Annotated in this window: 13 protein-coding genes; 8 read left to right on the top strand and 5 right to left on the bottom strand. The window is 62.1% G+C overall.

The features are described 5' to 3' along the window. Positions 1–52 precede the first annotated feature (52 nt). Complete coding sequence (locus J7U39_RS12965; protein WP_210628554.1) at positions 53–667, bottom strand: L,D-transpeptidase; 615 nt, start codon at positions 665–667, stop codon at positions 53–55. 136 nt (positions 668–803) lie between these two features. Then, complete coding sequence (locus J7U39_RS12970) at positions 804–2,468, bottom strand: electron transfer flavoprotein-ubiquinone oxidoreductase (protein WP_210628555.1); 1,665 nt, start codon at positions 2,466–2,468, stop codon at positions 804–806. Between the two features lie 242 nt (positions 2,469–2,710). Here J7U39_RS12970 and J7U39_RS12975 point away from each other — a divergent pair, with 242 nt between their 5' ends. After that, a complete protein-coding gene (locus J7U39_RS12975; protein ID WP_210628556.1) occupies positions 2,711–3,499 on the top strand; it encodes an SDR family oxidoreductase in 789 nt (262 codons plus the stop codon). Positions 3,500–3,505: 6 nt separating this feature from the next. Here J7U39_RS12975 and J7U39_RS12980 read toward each other — a convergent pair whose 3' ends face one another. Continuing rightward, entirely contained in the window at positions 3,506–4,387 is an 882-nt protein-coding gene (locus tag J7U39_RS12980) for an aminoglycoside phosphotransferase family protein (RefSeq protein ID WP_210628557.1), read from the bottom strand. A 273-nt stretch (positions 4,388–4,660) separates the two neighbouring features. Between J7U39_RS12980 and J7U39_RS12985 the strand changes: the two genes are divergently transcribed. The 6 genes from J7U39_RS12985 to J7U39_RS13010 all read left to right on the top strand — a co-directional run bounded on the left by J7U39_RS12985 (position 4,661) and on the right by J7U39_RS13010 (position 12,122). After that, positions 4,661–5,980, top strand: a complete 1,320-nt coding sequence (locus tag J7U39_RS12985) for an efflux RND transporter periplasmic adaptor subunit (RefSeq protein WP_210628558.1) — start codon at positions 4,661–4,663, stop codon at positions 5,978–5,980. Continuing rightward, on the top strand, positions 5,977–9,099 hold the full coding sequence (locus J7U39_RS12990; protein WP_210628559.1) for an efflux RND transporter permease subunit: 3,123 nt from the start codon (positions 5,977–5,979) through the stop codon (positions 9,097–9,099). Before J7U39_RS12985 ends, J7U39_RS12990 begins: the two co-directional genes overlap by 4 nt. 206 nt (positions 9,100–9,305) lie before the next feature. Then, positions 9,306–10,598 (top strand): Hsp70 family protein, encoded by a 1,293-nt coding sequence (locus J7U39_RS12995; RefSeq protein ID WP_210628560.1) that lies wholly within the window; start codon positions 9,306–9,308, stop codon positions 10,596–10,598. Positions 10,599–10,666: 68 nt separating this feature from the next. After that, positions 10,667–11,560 (top strand): uracil-DNA glycosylase, encoded by an 894-nt coding sequence (locus J7U39_RS13000; protein ID WP_210628561.1) that lies wholly within the window; start codon positions 10,667–10,669, stop codon positions 11,558–11,560. Positions 11,561–11,692: 132 nt separating this feature from the next. After that, positions 11,693–11,884 carry a hypothetical protein gene (locus tag J7U39_RS13005; RefSeq protein WP_168294200.1) on the top strand — a complete coding sequence of 64 codons (192 nt, stop codon included), beginning with the start codon at positions 11,693–11,695 and terminating at the stop codon, positions 11,882–11,884. A 91-nt stretch (positions 11,885–11,975) separates the two neighbouring features. Continuing rightward, the gene (locus J7U39_RS13010; protein WP_210628562.1) at positions 11,976–12,122 is read left to right on the top strand and encodes a hypothetical protein; all 147 of its coding nucleotides are present in this window, start codon (positions 11,976–11,978) and stop codon (positions 12,120–12,122) included. On the opposite strand, the gene J7U39_RS13015 is transcribed toward J7U39_RS13010, so the two are convergent. Continuing rightward, positions 12,102–12,995, bottom strand: a complete 894-nt coding sequence (locus J7U39_RS13015) for a hypothetical protein (protein ID WP_210628563.1) — start codon at positions 12,993–12,995, stop codon at positions 12,102–12,104. The genes J7U39_RS13010 and J7U39_RS13015 overlap by 21 nt on opposite strands. A gap of 230 nt (positions 12,996–13,225) precedes the next feature. Further along, complete coding sequence (locus J7U39_RS13020) at positions 13,226–14,164, bottom strand: DMT family transporter (RefSeq protein ID WP_210628564.1); 939 nt, start codon at positions 14,162–14,164, stop codon at positions 13,226–13,228. Between the two features lie 415 nt (positions 14,165–14,579). Between J7U39_RS13020 and pepN the strand changes: the two genes are divergently transcribed. Continuing rightward, complete coding sequence (gene pepN, locus J7U39_RS13025; protein ID WP_210628565.1) at positions 14,580–17,228, top strand: aminopeptidase N; 2,649 nt, start codon at positions 14,580–14,582, stop codon at positions 17,226–17,228. The last annotated feature ends 34 nt before the right edge of the window (positions 17,229–17,262 follow it).

Genomic DNA, 17,262 nt, shown 5'->3' on the forward strand with positions numbered 1-17,262 from the left:
GAAGCCGCCGACAGCCATTGCTGCGGCGGCTTTTCAGTGTGTTCTCGGTCGTTCAGGCCTGGATGACGACGACCCTGGCGCCGACCTCGACGCGGCTATAGAGGTCGATCACATCGTGGTTCATCATGCGGATACAGCCGCTCGACATGGCGAGACCGATCGATTCCGGCTGATTGGTGCCGTGAATGCGGAAATGCGTGTCGTTGCCGCCGCGATAGAGATACATCGCCCGCGCGCCGAGCGGGTTGTTCGGGCCGCCCGGCATGCCGCCCGCAAGCCTGCGATAGCGTTCCTCGCGGCGCTGCATGTTTTCCGTCGGCGTCCAACTCGGCCACTCGGCCTTGCGCCCGATATAGGCGTTGCCGGCAAATGCCAGTCCCTCGCGGCCGACACCGACGCCATATCGCATCGCCCTGTTGTCACCGAGGACGTAGTAGGCGCGACGCGCCGGCGTGTCGATGACGATCGTGCCCGGCGCATGCGCGCTTTCATAGGCCACTTCCTGGCGGCGAAGTTCCGGCTTGATCTTGTCGATCGGCACCTGCCTCAGCGGAAACTTTTCATCCGGAAGCGCGGCATAATTCGTCTGGCTGTTCAAGCCGGTCGAGGAGCAGCCGGCGACGAAGAGCGGCAAAGCGATCAGAAAACCCCGGCGGGAGATCGTCATGAATGTGTCCTTAGCGCGTCAACAAGATGTCGCAAGCTAAGGAATTTATGGTTAACGAACGGCTAACAGCAGCCGCCGAAAGGCGATCACGAAGACGTCAGCGGTCGAAACAACCGCCGATGTCCGGCGCTCCACCTCACATATTCGGATAGACTGGCCCCTCGCCGCCCTGCGGCGGCACCCAGTTGATGTTCTGGTTGGGGTCCTTGATGTCGCAGGTCTTGCAGTGCACGCAGTTCTGGGCGTTGATGACGAAGGTCTTGTCGCCATCCTTCTCCACCCATTCGTAAACGCCGGCCGGACAGTAGCGGGTCGACGGGCCGGCATAGACGCCGAGTTCGGAGCTCTTCTGCAGCCCCATGTCCTTGACCTGCAGATGCACCGGCTGGTCTTCCTCGTGATTGGTGTTCGACAGGAACACCGACGACAGGCGGTCGAAGGTCAGGACGCCATCCGGCTTGGGATAGGCGATCGGCTGGTGATTGGCGGCCGGCTCCAGCGACTGCGCATCGGTCTTGCCGTGACCAAGCGTACCGAAGAAGGAAAATCCGAACAGCGTGTTGGTCCACATGTCGAGGCCGCCAAGTGCCACGCCAATCGCGGTGCCGAACTTCGACCACAGCGGCTTGACGTTGCGCACCCGCTTCAGATCCTTGCCGATGTCGCCTTTGCGCCATTCATTCTCGATCTCGACAACCTCGTCGTGGCTGCGGCCGGATGCGATCGCCGCCGCCACCCTCTCGGCCGCCAGCATGCCCGACAGCACCGCATTATGGCTGCCCTTGATGCGCGGCACGTTGACGAGGCCGGCCGAACAGCCGATCAGCGCGCCGCCGGGGAAGGAAAGCTTCGGCACCGACTGATAACCGCCCTCGGTGATCGCACGCGCCCCATAGGACAGCCGCTTGCCGCCCTCGAAGGTTCCCCGGATCGCCGGATGCGTCTTGAAGCGCTGGAACTCCTCGAAGGGATAGAGATAGGGGTTTTTGTAATTGAGGTGGACGACGAAGCCGACCGCCACCAGATTGTCTTCGAGGTGGTAGAGGAAGGAACCGCCGCCGGTCTTCATGCCGAGCGGCCAGCCGAAGGAGTGCTGCACCAGGCCCCGCCTGTGATTCTCGGGCTTCACCTGCCAGAGCTCCTTGATGCCGATGCCGAATTTCTGCGGCTCGCGATCCTTCTGCAGATCGAACCTGGCGATCAGCTGCTTGGCGAGCGAACCGCGCACGCCTTCACCGATCAGCGTATATTTGCCGCGCAGCTCCATGCCGCGGGTGTAGTTCGGGCCGGGCTCGCCGTTCTTCTCGATGCCCATGTCGCCGGTGGCGACGCCGATAACCCCACCCTTGTCGTCATAGAGCACTTCGGTTGCGGCAAAGCCCGGATAGATCTCGACGCCGAGCTCCTCCGCCTTGCCGGCCAGCCAGCGACAGACGTTGCCGAGCGACACGATGTAGTTGCCGTGATTGTTCATCAAGGGCGGCATCAACACATTCGGCAGACGGATCGAGCCGGCCGGGCCGAGCACCAGGAAGTGATCTGCCGTCACCTCGGTCCTGAAGGGATGATCGGCTTCCTCGCGCCAGCCGGGCAGCAGCCGGTCGATGCCGACCGGATCGACGACGGCGCCGGACAGGATATGGGCGCCGACCTCCGCGCCCTTTTCCAAGACCACGACCGACAGTTCCGGATCGACCTGCTTCAGCCGGATCGCCGCCGCCAGACCGGCAGGACCGGCGCCGACGATCACAACGTCGAATTCCATGCTCTCGCGTTCGGGCAGCTCAGTCGTCTCGGTCATTCATTCGTCTCCGCTCGGCCAGTGGCCATCATCCCATGGCCACTGTCTTGTCAAAACCGCGACGCATTGTCGAGCCGGGATGCGACAGCCAATCCTCAATTCGCACAAAGACATTTCTGCCGATACGAGAGTTACAATAACGCTTACGTTAACGTCAATTGCGAAACCAGCGAGACCCAACCCTCCCTTTCCTTTTTCGTCGCCCGCGCCTTATACATCCCTCGAAGACATCGGAGAAGATCATGGATCTCGGTATCAAGGGAAAACGGGCGCTCGTTCTCGCCTCCTCGCGCGGGCTTGGCCTCGGCATCGCCGCGGCACTCGCGCGCGAAGGCGCAAACGTGCTGTTGTGCGGGCGCAGTGGCGAACAGCTGGAGGCCAATTGCGCGGCGATCAACAACGAAGGCAATGGCCGGGCCGACTGGATCTGGGCTGATCTTGGCGACGAGCGCTTTGTCGAGACGGCAACGACGGCGGTGAAGGAGAAGTTCGGCGGCCTCGACATCCTCGTCAACAATACCGGCGGACCAACGCCCGGCACGACCGAAGAGATGACGGCCGAAAAGCTCGAAACCTATTTCCTCTCCATGGTCGCGCGGGTGATCACGCTCACCAACGCGCTGCTGCCTGATATGAAGGCGCAAGGCTGGGGCCGCATCCTGACGGTCGCCTCATCAGGCGTGATCGAACCGATCCCCAACCTGGCCCTGTCGAACACGCTGCGCCCGGCGCTTGCCGGCTGGAGCAAGACGCTTGCCTCCGAAGTGGCGAGCTTCGGCATCACCACCAACCTGCTTCTGCCGGGCAGCATCTTGACGAGGCGGCTCGACGATCTTGACGGCGCCGCGGCAAAGCGGACGGGCAAAAGCCTCGAGGAAATTCGCGCCGACAAGGAGGCGCGCATTCCCGTCGGCCGCTATGGCAGGGTCGAGGAATTTGCCGCAACGGCCGCCTTCCTGTGCAGCCAGCCCGCAAGCTACATTACCGGCTCGCTGATCCGCTGCGACGGCGGCGCGGCACGGTCCGTCTAGAGCCGCTCAGGCCGCACGGGCCGCCGCGGCGGCCCAGGTCGCCGCGCTCCGGATCATCTGTTCGACATTGGCCGGATCGTCGGCGAGTTCGGCGAGTTCGGAAAGCCGATGGAAGCCGGTCAGGATCGCAATACGCCGTCGGTCGAGCCTGCGTCCGGTCAGGAATTCATAGGCCGAGACGATGCGCGCGGTCAGATCGGGCGAGATGAAGTTTGAATAGATGAACTCCTGGTGCAATGGACCAAAACCTGAATCGGCGAAATCGTAAATGCCGTTGAGCCTACCCTGCCGATAGTCGAAGGCCATATTCCAGCCGTGACCGTCGAAGAAACCGTAGATGTTGCCGTAGGGATCCGGCGGCAAGGCTTCGAAATCCGAAACAACGGTCTCGGCAAAGCCTTTGATATCAGCCGGCAGCACCGGCAAAGCCTTCGTTCGAACCGCCTCTGGCGATTGCCATGGCTGGATCGCTCCGGCGCCGGCCGCCCGCACGCGATCGGCATCGAGCGCGTGCAGTTCGGCGTAGAAACGCGAGAGATCCTCCGCCAGGCGCTGGCGGTCGCCCTGCCCGAGCGCATCGTAATCTTCGGCAATGAGATGTTGCCCCTCGAGCTTGGCATGGCTGGAGAAGATCGGCGGCCCGTCGTGAATGCGCATGTCGGGCACCGCCATTGACAGCGACGGTCGAACGATATCGAGCAAGGCGGCTTCCTTCACGAGCGCTCTTTCGGCGCCGATATGGCGGGGAAACTTGAAAATCAGCGTGTCGTCGACGTCGACCGCCATCGAATCCCAGCCCTTTGCCGCGAGCTTGAAAACGGAGCCCGTCAGTTCAGGAAACACGCTTGTGATGAGGGTGCGAAATTCGCTGACGTTCAACTCTGTCATGACGACCTGCCTTTTCTGTTTCCCTGTTCCTTGGGTGCAGGCGAGCAGCATCGGCCCGTCGGGAACTGTCGGCGTGCAGCCGCCGAAGCCGCGCCAAGTGGCACCCGGACTATATTAGTACAATTTGAATATTACGGAACATTCATTACAAAAATTTAAGCCGTTATAACCACTTAGTGATCGCGACACGGGAATTATGTCCTTTTTGCGCCGCAATATAAGCTGCTCAATCAAGCATAAATTCGCACCCTTGCTCGAACCCCGGTCTCGCCCATGAAGAAATTTTGGATCACCGTCAGTTTTGTCGCAATCGCCGCGGTCGGCGTTTGGCAATTCGGGAATCTGGTCCCCTATGCCGCGCACATTCCCTACCTCTCGCAGCTCATCAAGCAGCCGGCCGGCGGCAATGGCGGCAGGCAGGCACAGGGCGATCAGACGCAGACCAATCAGGCGCCGACCGACCAGGCCGAGAATGGCGGGCAACACCAGGGTGGCGGGCGCAGACGCGGCGGCGGTCCGACCGTCGTCAAAACAGTCGCTGCGGTGAAAACGACGCTGCCGACGGATGTCACCGCGTCCGGCTGGGCCGATGCCGACGACAATACGACCATGGCCGCACAGGAACAGGGCCTGATCGTCAGCATCAATGCGCAGGATGGAGCCACCGTCAAAGCCGGCGATCTGATCGCCAAGCTCGACGACCGGACGGCGAAGGCGGCGGTCGACAAGGACAATGCGATGATCGTCCGGGATACGGCAACGCTTTCGGAAGCGGAGACGGCCCTGGTTCGCGCACAGGACCTGTTCGACCAGAAGGCCGGCACCCAGCAGAGCCTCGACCAGGCAAGAGCTGCCCGCGACACCGCCACGGCCACAGTCGAGGCTGACAAGGCCACCCTCGCCTCGGATCAAATCATCCTCGAGAATACGGATATCCGGGCGCCCTTCGACGGCCGGCTCGGCGATATTGCCGTCAGCAAGGGCGCCTTCCTCAATGCCGGCTCGGCAATCGTCACCATCGCGAAATACGACCCGATCTATGTGAAATTCCACCTGCAGGAGCGCTATTTGCGCGCCCTGAAGAAGGCGCTGGCAGTCGGTCCGGTTGAAGTCAGCACGGTTCCCGCCTCCGCCAAGGGGCAAGTCCGCAAGGGCGAAATCAGCTTCTACGACAACACGGTCGATACCGCCTCCGGCACGATCTTGGCCAAGGCACAGTTCGAGAATGCCTCCGGTGCGCTCTGGCCCGGCCAATCGGTCAACATCGTCGTGCACTTCAACAACGACGAACAGCAGGTTGTGGTGCCGACGGTTGCCGTCAGTCCCGGCCCCGACGGGTTCTTCGCCTTTGTCACCAAAGACGGCAAATCACATCTGACACCGGTCACCGTCGCCCGCGCCAATGGCGGCTTCACTGCCATCGAATCCGGGCTTCAGGCAGGCGACCATGTCGTGGTCGAAGGCCAGGGTCAGCTCAGCGACCAGCAGACGATCAACGAGCAGTTCGACGACAAGACGCTTGACGTCGCGTCTGCCGAAGCGACTCGGCAACCGCAGCAGTCCGAGACGATCGCGGTGGGAGCGCAGCAATGATCCCGAATTTCTGTATCCAGCGCCCCGTCGCGACGACGCTGCTTGCCATCGGCGTCATTCTGGCCGGTCTTGCCGGCTACCGGCTCGTGCCGGTTGCAGCCCTGCCGCAGGTCGATTTTCCGACGATCAACGTGTCGGCGCAGCTGAGCGGCGCCTCGCCGCAGACGATGGCGACCTCCGTTGCCACGCCGCTGATCAAGCAGTTCGAGACCATTCCCGGGATCAGCGAAATCAGCGCCTCGAGCTCGCTCGGCAGCACCAGCATCGTGCTGCAGTTCGATCTCAACCGCGATATCGATGCGGCCGCTGCCGACGTGCAGGCGGCGATCTCACACGCGACCCGGCAGCTGCCCGACAACCTGACGACACCACCGAGCTATCGCAAGACCAACCCCGCCGATGCGCCTGTGATGCTGCTTTCCGTGCAGAGCAACACCATGCCCCGCAGCAAGCTCGACGAGATCGCCGAGGACATCATCTCGCCATCGCTTTCGACGCTGCCCGGCGTTGCCCAGGTGAGCGTCTATGGGGCGCAGACCTACGCCGTGCGCGTCGAAGTCGACCCCAACAAGCTGCTCACCCGCGGCATCGGCATCGATACCGTCAACAAGGCGCTTGCTGCCGCCAACAGCCAGCAGCCTGTCGGCACGCTGCAGAATAATTCGCAGAGCATGACCATCACCGCGAACACGCAGCGCACCAATGCCGAACAATTCCGATCGCTCGTCATTGCCAATCCGAACGGTGCGCCGATCCATCTCGGCGACGTCGCCGATGTGCAGGATGGGGTCGAGAACCAGTATACCGGCAGCTGGTATGATGGCCAGCGCGGCATCATCCTCGCTATTCAGCGTCAGCCCGATGCCAACACGGTCGACGTCGTCGATGCGATCAACGCCAAGCTGCCGCAACTTCACGCCGAAATCCCGTCTTCGATGACGACCGTGGTCATGAACGACGCTGCAAAACCCATTCGCGCCGCCATCACCGATGTGAAGTTCACGCTGTTCCTGACCATCGGCCTCGTGGTTTTCGTCATCTACCTCTTCACCGGCCATGCGACGGCGACGATCATTCCGGGGCTTGCCGTTCCGCTGTCGCTGATCTCGACCTTCGGGATGATGTATGTGCTCGGCTACAGCATCGACAATATCTCGCTGTTGGGGCTGACGCTCGCGGTGGGTCTGGTGGTGGACGATGCGATCGTCATGCTCGAAAACATCCTGCGTCACGTCGAAGAAGGCATGCCGGTGCGCGAAGCGGCGATCAAGGGGGCGGGCGAAGTCAGCTACACCATCATTTCCATGTCGGTTTCGCTGATCGCCGTCTTCATCCCGATTCTCTTGATGGGCGGCGTCGTCGGCCGCGTGTTCAACGAATTCGGCATGGTGGTCGCCATCGCCATCATCTCGTCGGCGATCGTCTCGCTGACGGTGACGCCGATGCTCGGCTCGCGTCTTTCCAACAATCACAGCCGGCCGCCGCTCCTCATTCGCCTCTTCGATGCCGGCTTCGAGCGGACGCTCAACGGCTACGACAGGGCAGTCGGCTGGTGCCTTCGCCATCGTCTGACGATCCTCGGCGTGTTCCTGGGCTCGGTGGCGCTGACGGTCTATTTCTTCATGACGCTGCCGACGAGCTTCTTCCCGCAGGAGGATATCGGCCGCCTGTCGATCAGCACGCAGGCCCGGCAGGACATTTCCTATTCCGCCATGGAGGCGCTGCAGCAGCAGGCGGCAGCCGCCGTCAAGGCGAACCCGGCGGTCAACCACGTGATGTCGACGATCGGCGGCAATCCAAACAGACCGCAGAACAATGGCTCGATGTTCGTCGAACTCAAGGACAAGAAGGAGCGCCCGCCGCTTGATCAGACATTGCGTGAGCTGCGCACTGCGATCAACAAGATCCCCGGATTGCAGGCCTTCGTGACGCCGAACCAGAGCCTGCGCTTCGGCGGCCGCCAGACCGCCAGCCAATATCAGCTGGTCATTCAGGCGCTGAGCGCCGACCAGACCAACCTCTGGGCCGGCAAGATCCAGGCGGCGATGCGTGTTGACCGCGGGCTGTTTACCGATGTGACATCGGATGCCCAGAACAACGCCCTGCAAGCCAATATCGTCATCGATACCGAGCGGGCGGCGGCCTATGGGATCGACAACGATACGCTGCGCACGACGCTGCAGGAGTCCTTCAGCGGATATGCAGCGGCGGAGATCCAGTCGACCGGCGACAGCTACGACGTCATCGTCGAATACGACACCAGCAAACCCTGGGACGACCAGAAGCTGTCGGAGATTCGCATCGCCTCGTCCAATGGCAGTCTGGTGCCGCTTTCGAACTTCGCGCACGTGCAGCGCACCACCGGCCCCGTGACGATCAACCAGACGGGCCAGCTCGTCTCGACCACCGTTTCCTTCAACCTGCCGGAAGGGGTTTCGCTCAGCGACGCGACGGCAGCGATCGACCAGATCAAGAAGGAGATCGGCCTGCCGGCCGATGTCTTCACCTCCTATGGCGGCACGGCCGAGATCTTCGCACAGTCGCAAGGCAATACGCCGTATCTGATCCTGGCGGCGGTGCTGACCATCTATGTCGTGCTCGGCGTCCTCTATGAAAGCTTCATCCATCCGCTGACCATCCTGTCCGGCCTGCCCGCGGCGGCGTTCGGTGCGCTGCTGGCGCTTGACATCATGGGGTTCGACCTGTCGATCATCGCCCTCATCGGCCTGTTGATGCTGATCGGCATTGTCAAGAAAAACGCGATCATGATGATCGACGTGGCGGTGGAGACCATGCGCACGACGGGGGAAAAGGCGACGGCGGCGATCCACGAGGCCTGCGTACGACGCTTCCGGCCGATCATGATGACGACGTTCTGCGCCCTGCTCGGCGCCCTGCCGATCGCGCTCGGCACCGGCGCCAGCTCGGAGCTGCGCCAGCCGCTCGGCATCGCCGTGGTCGGCGGCCTCGTCGTATCGCAGCTGCTGACGCTGTTCATCACCCCCGTCATCTTCGTCGAGATGGACCGGTTCGGAAACTTCCTCGGCCGGTTGGTGGGCGGCCGGAAGAGGGTCGAGGAACCAGTGCTGCAGGAGACAAGGGCGCTGGCCGCCGAGTAAGGCGTTCTGGCGATGCCGGGCCTTGCTGGTCCGCTTCCTGCCGCCGATCGGCGAAGAAGCGGACATGGCAGAGCGCCTCGATCTTCAATCCACTTGAATGTGTCACGCCCCTGTGGCATCAACCGCCCTCCTTGATCCGGGCGTCCTTACGCCCTTGCGGAGCGCTGCTCCGTCTCCAACAACAATCGGCATGAAGAGGTGCGGGCATGGCTCAGGCCCTGGGTTTCGACTTCGGCACGACGAATACGGTTCTCGCCATGGCGGATGGCGGAGCAACGGGCTCGATGACGTTCACAAGCGCGGCCGGGACGGCCGACAGCATGCGGACGGCACTTTCCTTCATGAAGGACGCCCAGCTCGGCGCCTCGGCGCTGAAGGTGGAGGCGGGCCATGCGGCGATCCGGCAATTCATCGACAATCCCGGCGAATGCCGGTTCCTGCAGTCGATCAAGACCTTTGCGGCAAGCGCGCTGTTCCAGGGCACGCTGATCTTCGCCAAGCGGCACAATTTCGAGGACCTGATGGAGGTCTTCGTGCGGCGCCTTCGCAACTATGCCGGCGACAGCTGGCCCTCGGATGTCAGCCGCATCGTCACCGGCCGTCCGGTGCATTTCGCCGGCGCCAGCCCCGATCCGGCGCTCGCGACCGAACGCTACAACGAGGCGCTGTCGCGTTTCGGCTTTCCCGAAATCCACTATGTCTACGAACCGGTCGCCGCCGCCTTCTATTTCGCGCAGAACCTGAAGCAGGATGCGACGGTGCTGGTCGCCGATTTCGGCGGCGGCACGACCGACTATTCGCTAATCCGCTTCGAAACCGTCGCCGGAAGGCTGACGGCAACGCCGATCGGCCATTCCGGTGTCGGCGTCGCCGGCGATCATTTCGATTATCGAATGATCGACAACATTGTCGCACCGCTGATCGGAAAGGGCAGCCACTTCAAGAGCTTCGACAAGATTCTCGAGGTGCCGTCCAACTACTATTCCAGCTTCGGCCGCTGGAACCAGCTGTCGATCTTCAAGACCACGCGCGAATTCGAGGATCTGAAGAAACTGGTGCGCACCAGCCTGGAGCCGGAAAAGCTCGAAATTTTCATCGACCTCATCGACCATGACGAAGGCTATCCACTCTACCAGGCGGTGTCGGCGACGAAGATGGCGCTCTCGGCTGCCGACGAGGCGCCTTTCGACTTCGCGCCGCTTGGCCGCGGCGGACAGCGCAGCGTCAAGCGCCGCGACTTCGAAGGCTGGATCGCCGAGGATCTCGCCCGCATCGAAGGCGCACTCGACGAGGTGCTCGTCAAGACCGAGACGAAGCCTGCTGACATCGACAAGGTATTCCTGACCGGCGGCACCTCCTTCGTGCCGGCGGTGCGCCGCATCTTCACCGAGCGGTTTGAGCGTGACCGGATCGAAAGCGGCGGCGAGCTGTTGTCGATCGCCCACGGACTGGCGCTGATCGGCGAACGCGACGACATCGCACAATGGACTGTGCAATAAAGTCGGCGAGCGCGGCCAATGTGCCGCCCGCCCTTTCAATGCCACGATCTCTTCGCTAGATTTGCCGCATGATCTCCGCCAACGACCTTTCGCCCGCCGAGCTTGCAGCGCTTCTGCATTTCCATGCGGATGCCGGCGTGGAATGGCTGCTGGAAGAAGAGGCGGTCGACCGCTTCGCCGAATTCGAGGCGATGAAGTCCGCGCGCCGTCCGGCGGCGCAGGCGCAGCAGGAAAGGCCCATTGCTGAGGAACGTCCTCTCCCTGGGCATCGCCAGACATCGCCTCGTCCGACTGCAGCGGCGCATCCAGCGCAGGTCTCCGGGCCGCAGCCGGCGATCCCGGACGGCGAGGCCGTGCAGCAGGCGCGTTTCGTCGCCGAAGCTGCTCGGTCGCTCAGCGAGTTGAAGACCGCGATCGAAGCCTTCAACGGTTGCAATCTCAAGCACAGCGCCCGCTCGACCATTTTTGCCAGCGGCGACGCCGAAAGCGGCATCATGGTGATCGGCTCGGCGCCGAGCGCCGAAGACGACCGTGAAGGCCTGCCCTTCTCGGGTAAGTCCGGCCAGTTGTTCGACAAGATGCTGGCGGCGATCGGGCTGAACCGCTCGAGCGTTCTGCTGACGCAGGTCATCCCCTGGCGCCCGCCGGGCAACCGGGCGGCATCGGCGGCCGAGATCGACATCTGCCGGCCCTTCATCGAACGACAGATCGCGCTCATCGAACCGCAGGCGATTCTGCTGCTCGGCAATTTCGCGGCGCGATTCTTCTTCGGGGAAAACGACACGATTCACGGCCTGCGGGGCCGCTGGAAGGACATCGTCATCGCGGATCGTGCCATTCCGGCCATCGCCAGCCTGCATCCCCAGGATCTGTTAACCGCGCCAGTCAACAAGCGGCTGGCCTGGAACGATCTTCTCGCTTTTCAGGCGAAACTCATTTCCCTCTCCTTGCTCAGAAATTAGCCGAAGTTGAATAATTTATGAAGCGCGCCATGCATTTTTCGCATGGCTGCACCGCGTCAGCATGCCTTGCAGAATCTATGTTGCACTGCAATATAAGCCTGTGTCTTGGGAGGAATCACAGGAACCAAGGCCATGAACAAAAGATATCGTCCTATCCATTCCGGGTTTGAAACCCTTCGCCTTGCCGGCGACCAGCTTCGCTCCACACATGGCTACAGCCGCTTCGGCTTCGCCACGAACGAACAGATGATTGCCCGCGGCACCGGCATCAACAGCCGCACGGCGCGCCCGAACGCCATTTTCTCGGACTTCCAGCAATACTGAGCGCAATCGCTACAGGCCGCGTCTCTCCAGACGAGCGGTTCGTGCTGTAGCACTCTGAATTTGCTGCATTTTCATGTCAGAATCATCCACCATGTCAACGATCCTGTTATCGCTTCTGCGCAACATCGAAACATTCGAGCATATCCGCGCCGCGGTCTGCGCCGCGCGCGAATATGAGCGCGAGCTGTCGCTAAAACCAGCCGATGCCGCCTCGGGCTCAGGAGCGATCGTGTTGTGATCCCTCCGTCGGCGCGTCGATCTGGGCCTTCGCCCATTCGAAGGCCTCGTCGACATAGGCGAACTTGACAGCCTGCCAGGCGCAATATTCTTCGACGAAATCCCGCGATATCCAAAGGCGCGTCTTGCGCGGCTCGTCGAGCCAGCCGACGCAGCCGCGCTGCGCCGCCTTTGCCAAGAGCCGCTGCAGGTGCGTGCGCGACATCATGAAATCGGCGGCGAGCGCGCGGGTTTCGACGCGGCCGACGAGAAACCTGTCGGACTCGGTGTTCTCCGTATCCATCCGGCTTATGAAGTTGTCGACGACGAGGCCGCCCGCTTCCGTCCAGAGAAACTGCGCCACCCGCTCCGGCGGCTCCCGCCAGGCGGCATCTTCCAGGCAATGGCGGGCAATGCGCGGCTGAACGAGCTTCATCAATGCTGGATTTGCCTGGAAAAAGGCCGCCCTTTCGCCGCTGTCGAGCAGGTCGAGGGCGGCCAGATTGGCGTGGATCCAGCCAAACATCGCCTGGTGGCTGACATTGGCCGGTTCGAAATGTCGTGGCCGGCGCCGCTCGTCACCAGGCGTGTGGGTGATGAAGCGGTAGGTATAAAGTTCTTCGATGAAGGCGAGCACGGTGTTACGGCTCGCCACCTTGTGTGCGGTGATGCGGCCGGTCAGCCGAACGGCGGTGAAACCCGACGTCGGGTCGCGCGGATCATATTCCAGGTGGAGGGCATAGGCGGTCTGAGTCAGGAGCCAGCGCTGATGGGAGGCGAGCAGTCGCGCCAGACGTGGACCGGCGTCGAACATGCCGCGCGTCTGCCCAGCCAGAAAGCGGATGCTCATCAAAAAGGAGCAGTTCCCCGCCAATTGCTCCGCCGTGAACGCCATTATGCTTTTCTCCATCTCCGCTCGCACACAGCGTTCGGAGCAGTAATATCGAAAGCCGTAAAGCGGCTCATTCAGACATGCATAGCGTTGAATAAATGATAGTTTCTCATGTTCAACAACCACATTCCGCAGGTCGACGCCATCCCAAGAATTCGCCATTCTTTTCGCTCACCGGAAGCAAGCCTCGCGCGATGTCGATCGACGCGCTGAAATCTTGCCGGCCGTGAGCCTCAGGCTTGCGGCGTCGTCGCCTTGCGCGCCTCGCGCTGTTCGATGCCCAGCTGATGCTCGCGATAGATGATGAAGATACCGGCGGCAACGACGATGACGGTACCGATCAGCATGGTGACAGTTGGCACGTCGCCGAAGACGAAGTAGCCGACGATACCGCCGAGCAGGATCGAGGTATATTCGAACGGCGCGATGGTGGAGACATCCGCGTGGCGGTAGCTTTCCGTCAGCAGAATCTGAGCGACGCCGCCGCAAAAGCCGGCAGCGATCAGATAAAGCGCCGACGGCCATGGCAGGACGAGCCAGCCGAAAGGAAGGGAAGCCAGCGAGAAGACCGACGCGGTAAGCGAAAAATACAGCACGATCGTCGCGGTCTTCTCCTCCTCGACGAGACGACGCACCTGGATCATCGCCATGCCGCCGAGAACGGCCGAGAGCAGCACGCAAAGCGCGCCGAGGGCCTGTTCGGCTTGCATGCCGCCGTCACGCAACAGCGTCAGCTTCGGCCAGGAGACGATGGCGACGCCAACAATGCCGACGAGGACGGCGCTCCAGCGATAGATGCGCACGGTTTCGCCGAGAAAAACCGCGGCGAAGACAACGGCGACGAGCGGCAAGGCGTAGCCGAGCGCAATCGCCTCCGGCAGCGGCAGATGCAGCAGGCCGTAAAAACCAAAAGCCATCGACAGGATGCCGATCGTGCCCCGCTTCAGGTGGCCGACCGGGTTGGCCGTGTGGAAGGCCGCGCGTAGCTGGCCGATATAGGCGAGATAGGCCATGATCGGGAAGAGCGCGAAGAAGGACCTGCAGAAGGTGACCTGGCCCGGCGGGATATCCGGGCCGGCCAGCTTGATGAAGGTCTGCATGGCCAGGAAGACCACGACCGATGAGACTTTCAGCGCAATGCCTCTCATCGGGTTTCTGAAAACCGAGTGCATGATCCTGGCTCTGATGCTGACTTAACAGGAACGGGGAGACGCGTCCGACTCGGGGACGCGGCGAGTGACGTCTGTCATCGTAGCTAAAGAAAATCGAGTTGGGCGAAAATTTATCGCTTTTCGCATCCAATCCGGCCGGTCAGGCGAAATACCACCAAGCGAATTGCGGCGGCCTCGACTGGCCGCATCGTGCAGCCGACGCAGAGCGGCGCTGCGGCGCTCGATCCGGTATAGCGTTTCGGCCGACAGCCACGTTCATCCGCTTCCAATAGATATTTTGCCTGCGAACTTCGCGTTCGCGGGCAATTTGCTTTAACTTTAGTTCAGACTTTAATGTAATCATGCCCGGCAATTTAGGCAGAGTGCGCCCGCCTCTGTATCCGCGGTTGTCAAATAACGGTCTTCAGGAAACACCATGCGAACAGATAACGGCCAGGTCATTCACCTGGCAGATTACCGTCCCACCGACTTCGTGCTGGAACGCGTGGACCTGACATTCGAACTTGATCCGACGGAGACGAAGGTCGAAGCGCGTCTCATCTTTCATCGTCGTCCGGGCGCCGACATTGCGGCGCCGATCGTGCTCGACGGCGACGAGCTGACACTGGCGGGGCTGCTGTTCGACCAGGTGGAGCTTGACCCTTCACGTTATGACGCGACGCCGGAAAGCCTGACGGTCCGCGACCTGCCGGAGAGCGCTCCCTTCGAGCTGACGATCACCACGATCATCAATCCTGAAGCCAATACCCAGCTGATGGGCCTCTATCGCACCGGCGGCATCTACTGCACGCAGTGCGAGGCGGAAGGCTTCCGCCGCATCACCTATTTCCCCGACCGGCCCGACGTGCTTGCACCGTTCACGGTCAACATCATCGCCGACAAGGACGCCAACCCGTTGCTGCTGTCGAACGGCAACTTTCTCGGCGGCGCCGGCTACGGCCCCGGCAAGCATTTCGCCGCCTGGTTCGACCCGCATCCGAAGCCAAGCTATCTCTTCGCCCTCGTTGCCGGCGATCTCGGCGTCGTCGAAGACACCTTCACCACCATGTCCGGCCGCGAAGTGGTGCTGAAGATCTATGTCGAACACGGCAAGGAGTCCCGCGCAGCTTATGCGATGGATGCGCTGAAGCGCTCGATGAAGTGGGACGAAGAGCGGTTCGGGCGCGAGTATGATCTCGACATCTTCATGATCGTCGCTGTCTCCGACTTCAACATGGGGGCAATGGAGAACAAGGGTCTCAACGTCTTCAACGACAGATATGTCCTTGCCGATCCCGAGACCGCGACCGATGCCGACTACGCCAATATCGAAGCGGTCATCGCGCATGAATATTTCCACAACTGGACCGGCAACCGCATCACCTGCCGCGACTGGTTCCAGCTGTGCCTCAAGGAAGGCCTGACGGTCTATCGCGACCAGGAATTTTCCTCCGACCAGCGCTCGCGCCCGGTCAAGCGCATCGCCGATGTGCGTCACCTGAAATCCGAGCAGTTTCCGGAGGATGGCGGCCCGCTCGCCCATCCGGTGCGGCCGACGACGTATCGCGAGATCAACAATTTCTACACGCGGACGGTCTACGAGAAAGGCAGCGAAGTCACGCGGATGATCGCGACGCTCATCGGCAGGGACGATTTCAAGAAGGGCATGGACCTCTATTTCAACCGCCATGACGGCCAAGCCGTGACGATCGAGGACTTCGTCAAATGCTTCGAGGATGCAAGCGGGCGCGACCTCACGCAATTCTCGCTCTGGTACCATCAGGCCGGCACGCCGCTGGTCACCGCATCGGGCGGCTATGATCCGGCGGCCGGCACCTTCACCCTGTCGCTCGAACAGATGGTCCCGGCGACACCCGGCCATTCGAGCAAGGAACCGATGCATATTCCGCTTAGCCTCGCGCTCTTCGGCGAAAACGGCGGCAAGATCGAGCCGAGCTCCGTCAGCGGCGCCGAATATGCCGACGAGGTGCTGCACCTGACCGGCCGCACGCAGACGGCGGTATTCCACGGCATCGGCTCGCGCCCGGTCGTCTCGATTAACCGCAGCTTCTCGGCGCCAATCAACCTGCATTTCGATCAAAGCCCGGCCGATCTTGCTCGCCTCGCCCGGTATGAGACGGATCATTTCGCCCGCTGGCAGGCGCTGACCGACCTGGCGCTGCCGAACCTTCTCAAGGCCGCCCGCGACGCGCGTGAGGGCAAGCCCGTCGCCTGCGAGGCGACCTTCGTCGAGACGCTGATTGCGGCTGCCGCCGACGAGAGCCTCGAGCCCGCCTTCCGCGCCCAGGCGCTGGCACTGCCGAGCGAATCCGATATTGCCCGCGAACTCGGCGGCAACATCGATCCCGATGCCATCCATGCCGGCCGGCAGGCGATCCTGAAACAGATCGCCGATGCCGGAAAGAACGTCTTTGCCGGCCTCTACGCCGCAATGACAACATCAAACGATTTCAGCCCGGATGCAAAAAGCGCCGGCCTGCGCGCGCTGCGCAACAGCGCCCTCACCTATCTCACCTATGCCGAGCAGACGCCGGCTCGCGCCAAGGCCGCCTTCGACGCGGCCAACAATATGACCGATCTCAGCCATGCGCTGACGCTTCTCGTTCATCATTTTCCCGAGAGTGCGGAGACGGGTGAGGCGCTGGCCACCTTCCGCGACCGCTTCGCAGAAAACGCGCTCGTCATCGACAAATGGTTCTCCATTCAGGCCGGCATTCCAGGCGCCAAGACCCTGGAACGGGTGCGTGCCCTCATGGAGAATTCGCTCTTCAGGCGGACCAATCCGAACAGGATGCGGGCACTGGTCGGGACTTTCGCCTTTGCCAATCCGACCGGCTTCGGCCGTGCCGACGGCGAAGGCTATCGTTTTCTCGCCGGCGAGATTCTTGAAATCGACGAACGCAACCCGCAGCTTGCCGCCCGCATTCTGACATCGATGCGCTCCTGGCGCTCGCTGGAGCCAACACGTGCCGATCATGCCCGCGCCGCATTGAGCAGGATCGAACAGGCGCCCAACCTTTCCACTGACGTGCGCGACATTGTGGAGCGCACGCTTAAGGGGTGATTTGCCGAACCGGCGGCCGCGCAGGATGCTGCCG

The sequence above is a fragment of the Rhizobium sp. NLR16a genome, assembly GCF_017948245.1.
Taxonomy (GTDB): domain Bacteria; phylum Pseudomonadota; class Alphaproteobacteria; order Rhizobiales; family Rhizobiaceae; genus Rhizobium.

Bases quoted from the DNA above. Each gene is read 5' to 3' on its own strand.
- J7U39_RS12970 (WP_210628555.1), bottom strand. From the start codon at position 2,468: ATGACCGAGACGACTGAGCTGCCCGAACGCGAGAGCATGGAATTCGAC.
- J7U39_RS13020 (WP_210628564.1), bottom strand. From the start codon at position 14,164: ATGCACTCGGTTTTCAGAAACCCGATGAGAGGCATTGCGCTGAAAGTC.
- J7U39_RS13005 (WP_168294200.1), top strand. From the start codon at position 11,693: ATGAACAAAAGATATCGTCCTATCCATTCCGGGTTTGAAACCCTTCGC.
- J7U39_RS12990 (WP_210628559.1), top strand. From the start codon at position 5,977: ATGATCCCGAATTTCTGTATCCAGCGCCCCGTCGCGACGACGCTGCTT.
- J7U39_RS13000 (WP_210628561.1), top strand. From the start codon at position 10,667: ATGATCTCCGCCAACGACCTTTCGCCCGCCGAGCTTGCAGCGCTTCTG.
- pepN (WP_210628565.1), top strand. From the start codon at position 14,580: ATGCGAACAGATAACGGCCAGGTCATTCACCTGGCAGATTACCGTCCC.
- J7U39_RS12965 (WP_210628554.1), bottom strand. From the start codon at position 667: ATGACGATCTCCCGCCGGGGTTTTCTGATCGCTTTGCCGCTCTTCGTC.
- J7U39_RS13015 (WP_210628563.1), bottom strand. From the start codon at position 12,995: ATGGCGTTCACGGCGGAGCAATTGGCGGGGAACTGCTCCTTTTTGATG.
- J7U39_RS12985 (WP_210628558.1), top strand. From the start codon at position 4,661: ATGAAGAAATTTTGGATCACCGTCAGTTTTGTCGCAATCGCCGCGGTC.
- J7U39_RS12995 (WP_210628560.1), top strand. From the start codon at position 9,306: ATGGCTCAGGCCCTGGGTTTCGACTTCGGCACGACGAATACGGTTCTC.
- J7U39_RS13010 (WP_210628562.1), top strand. From the start codon at position 11,976: ATGTCAACGATCCTGTTATCGCTTCTGCGCAACATCGAAACATTCGAG.
- J7U39_RS12980 (WP_210628557.1), bottom strand. From the start codon at position 4,387: ATGACAGAGTTGAACGTCAGCGAATTTCGCACCCTCATCACAAGCGTG.
- J7U39_RS12975 (WP_210628556.1), top strand. From the start codon at position 2,711: ATGGATCTCGGTATCAAGGGAAAACGGGCGCTCGTTCTCGCCTCCTCG.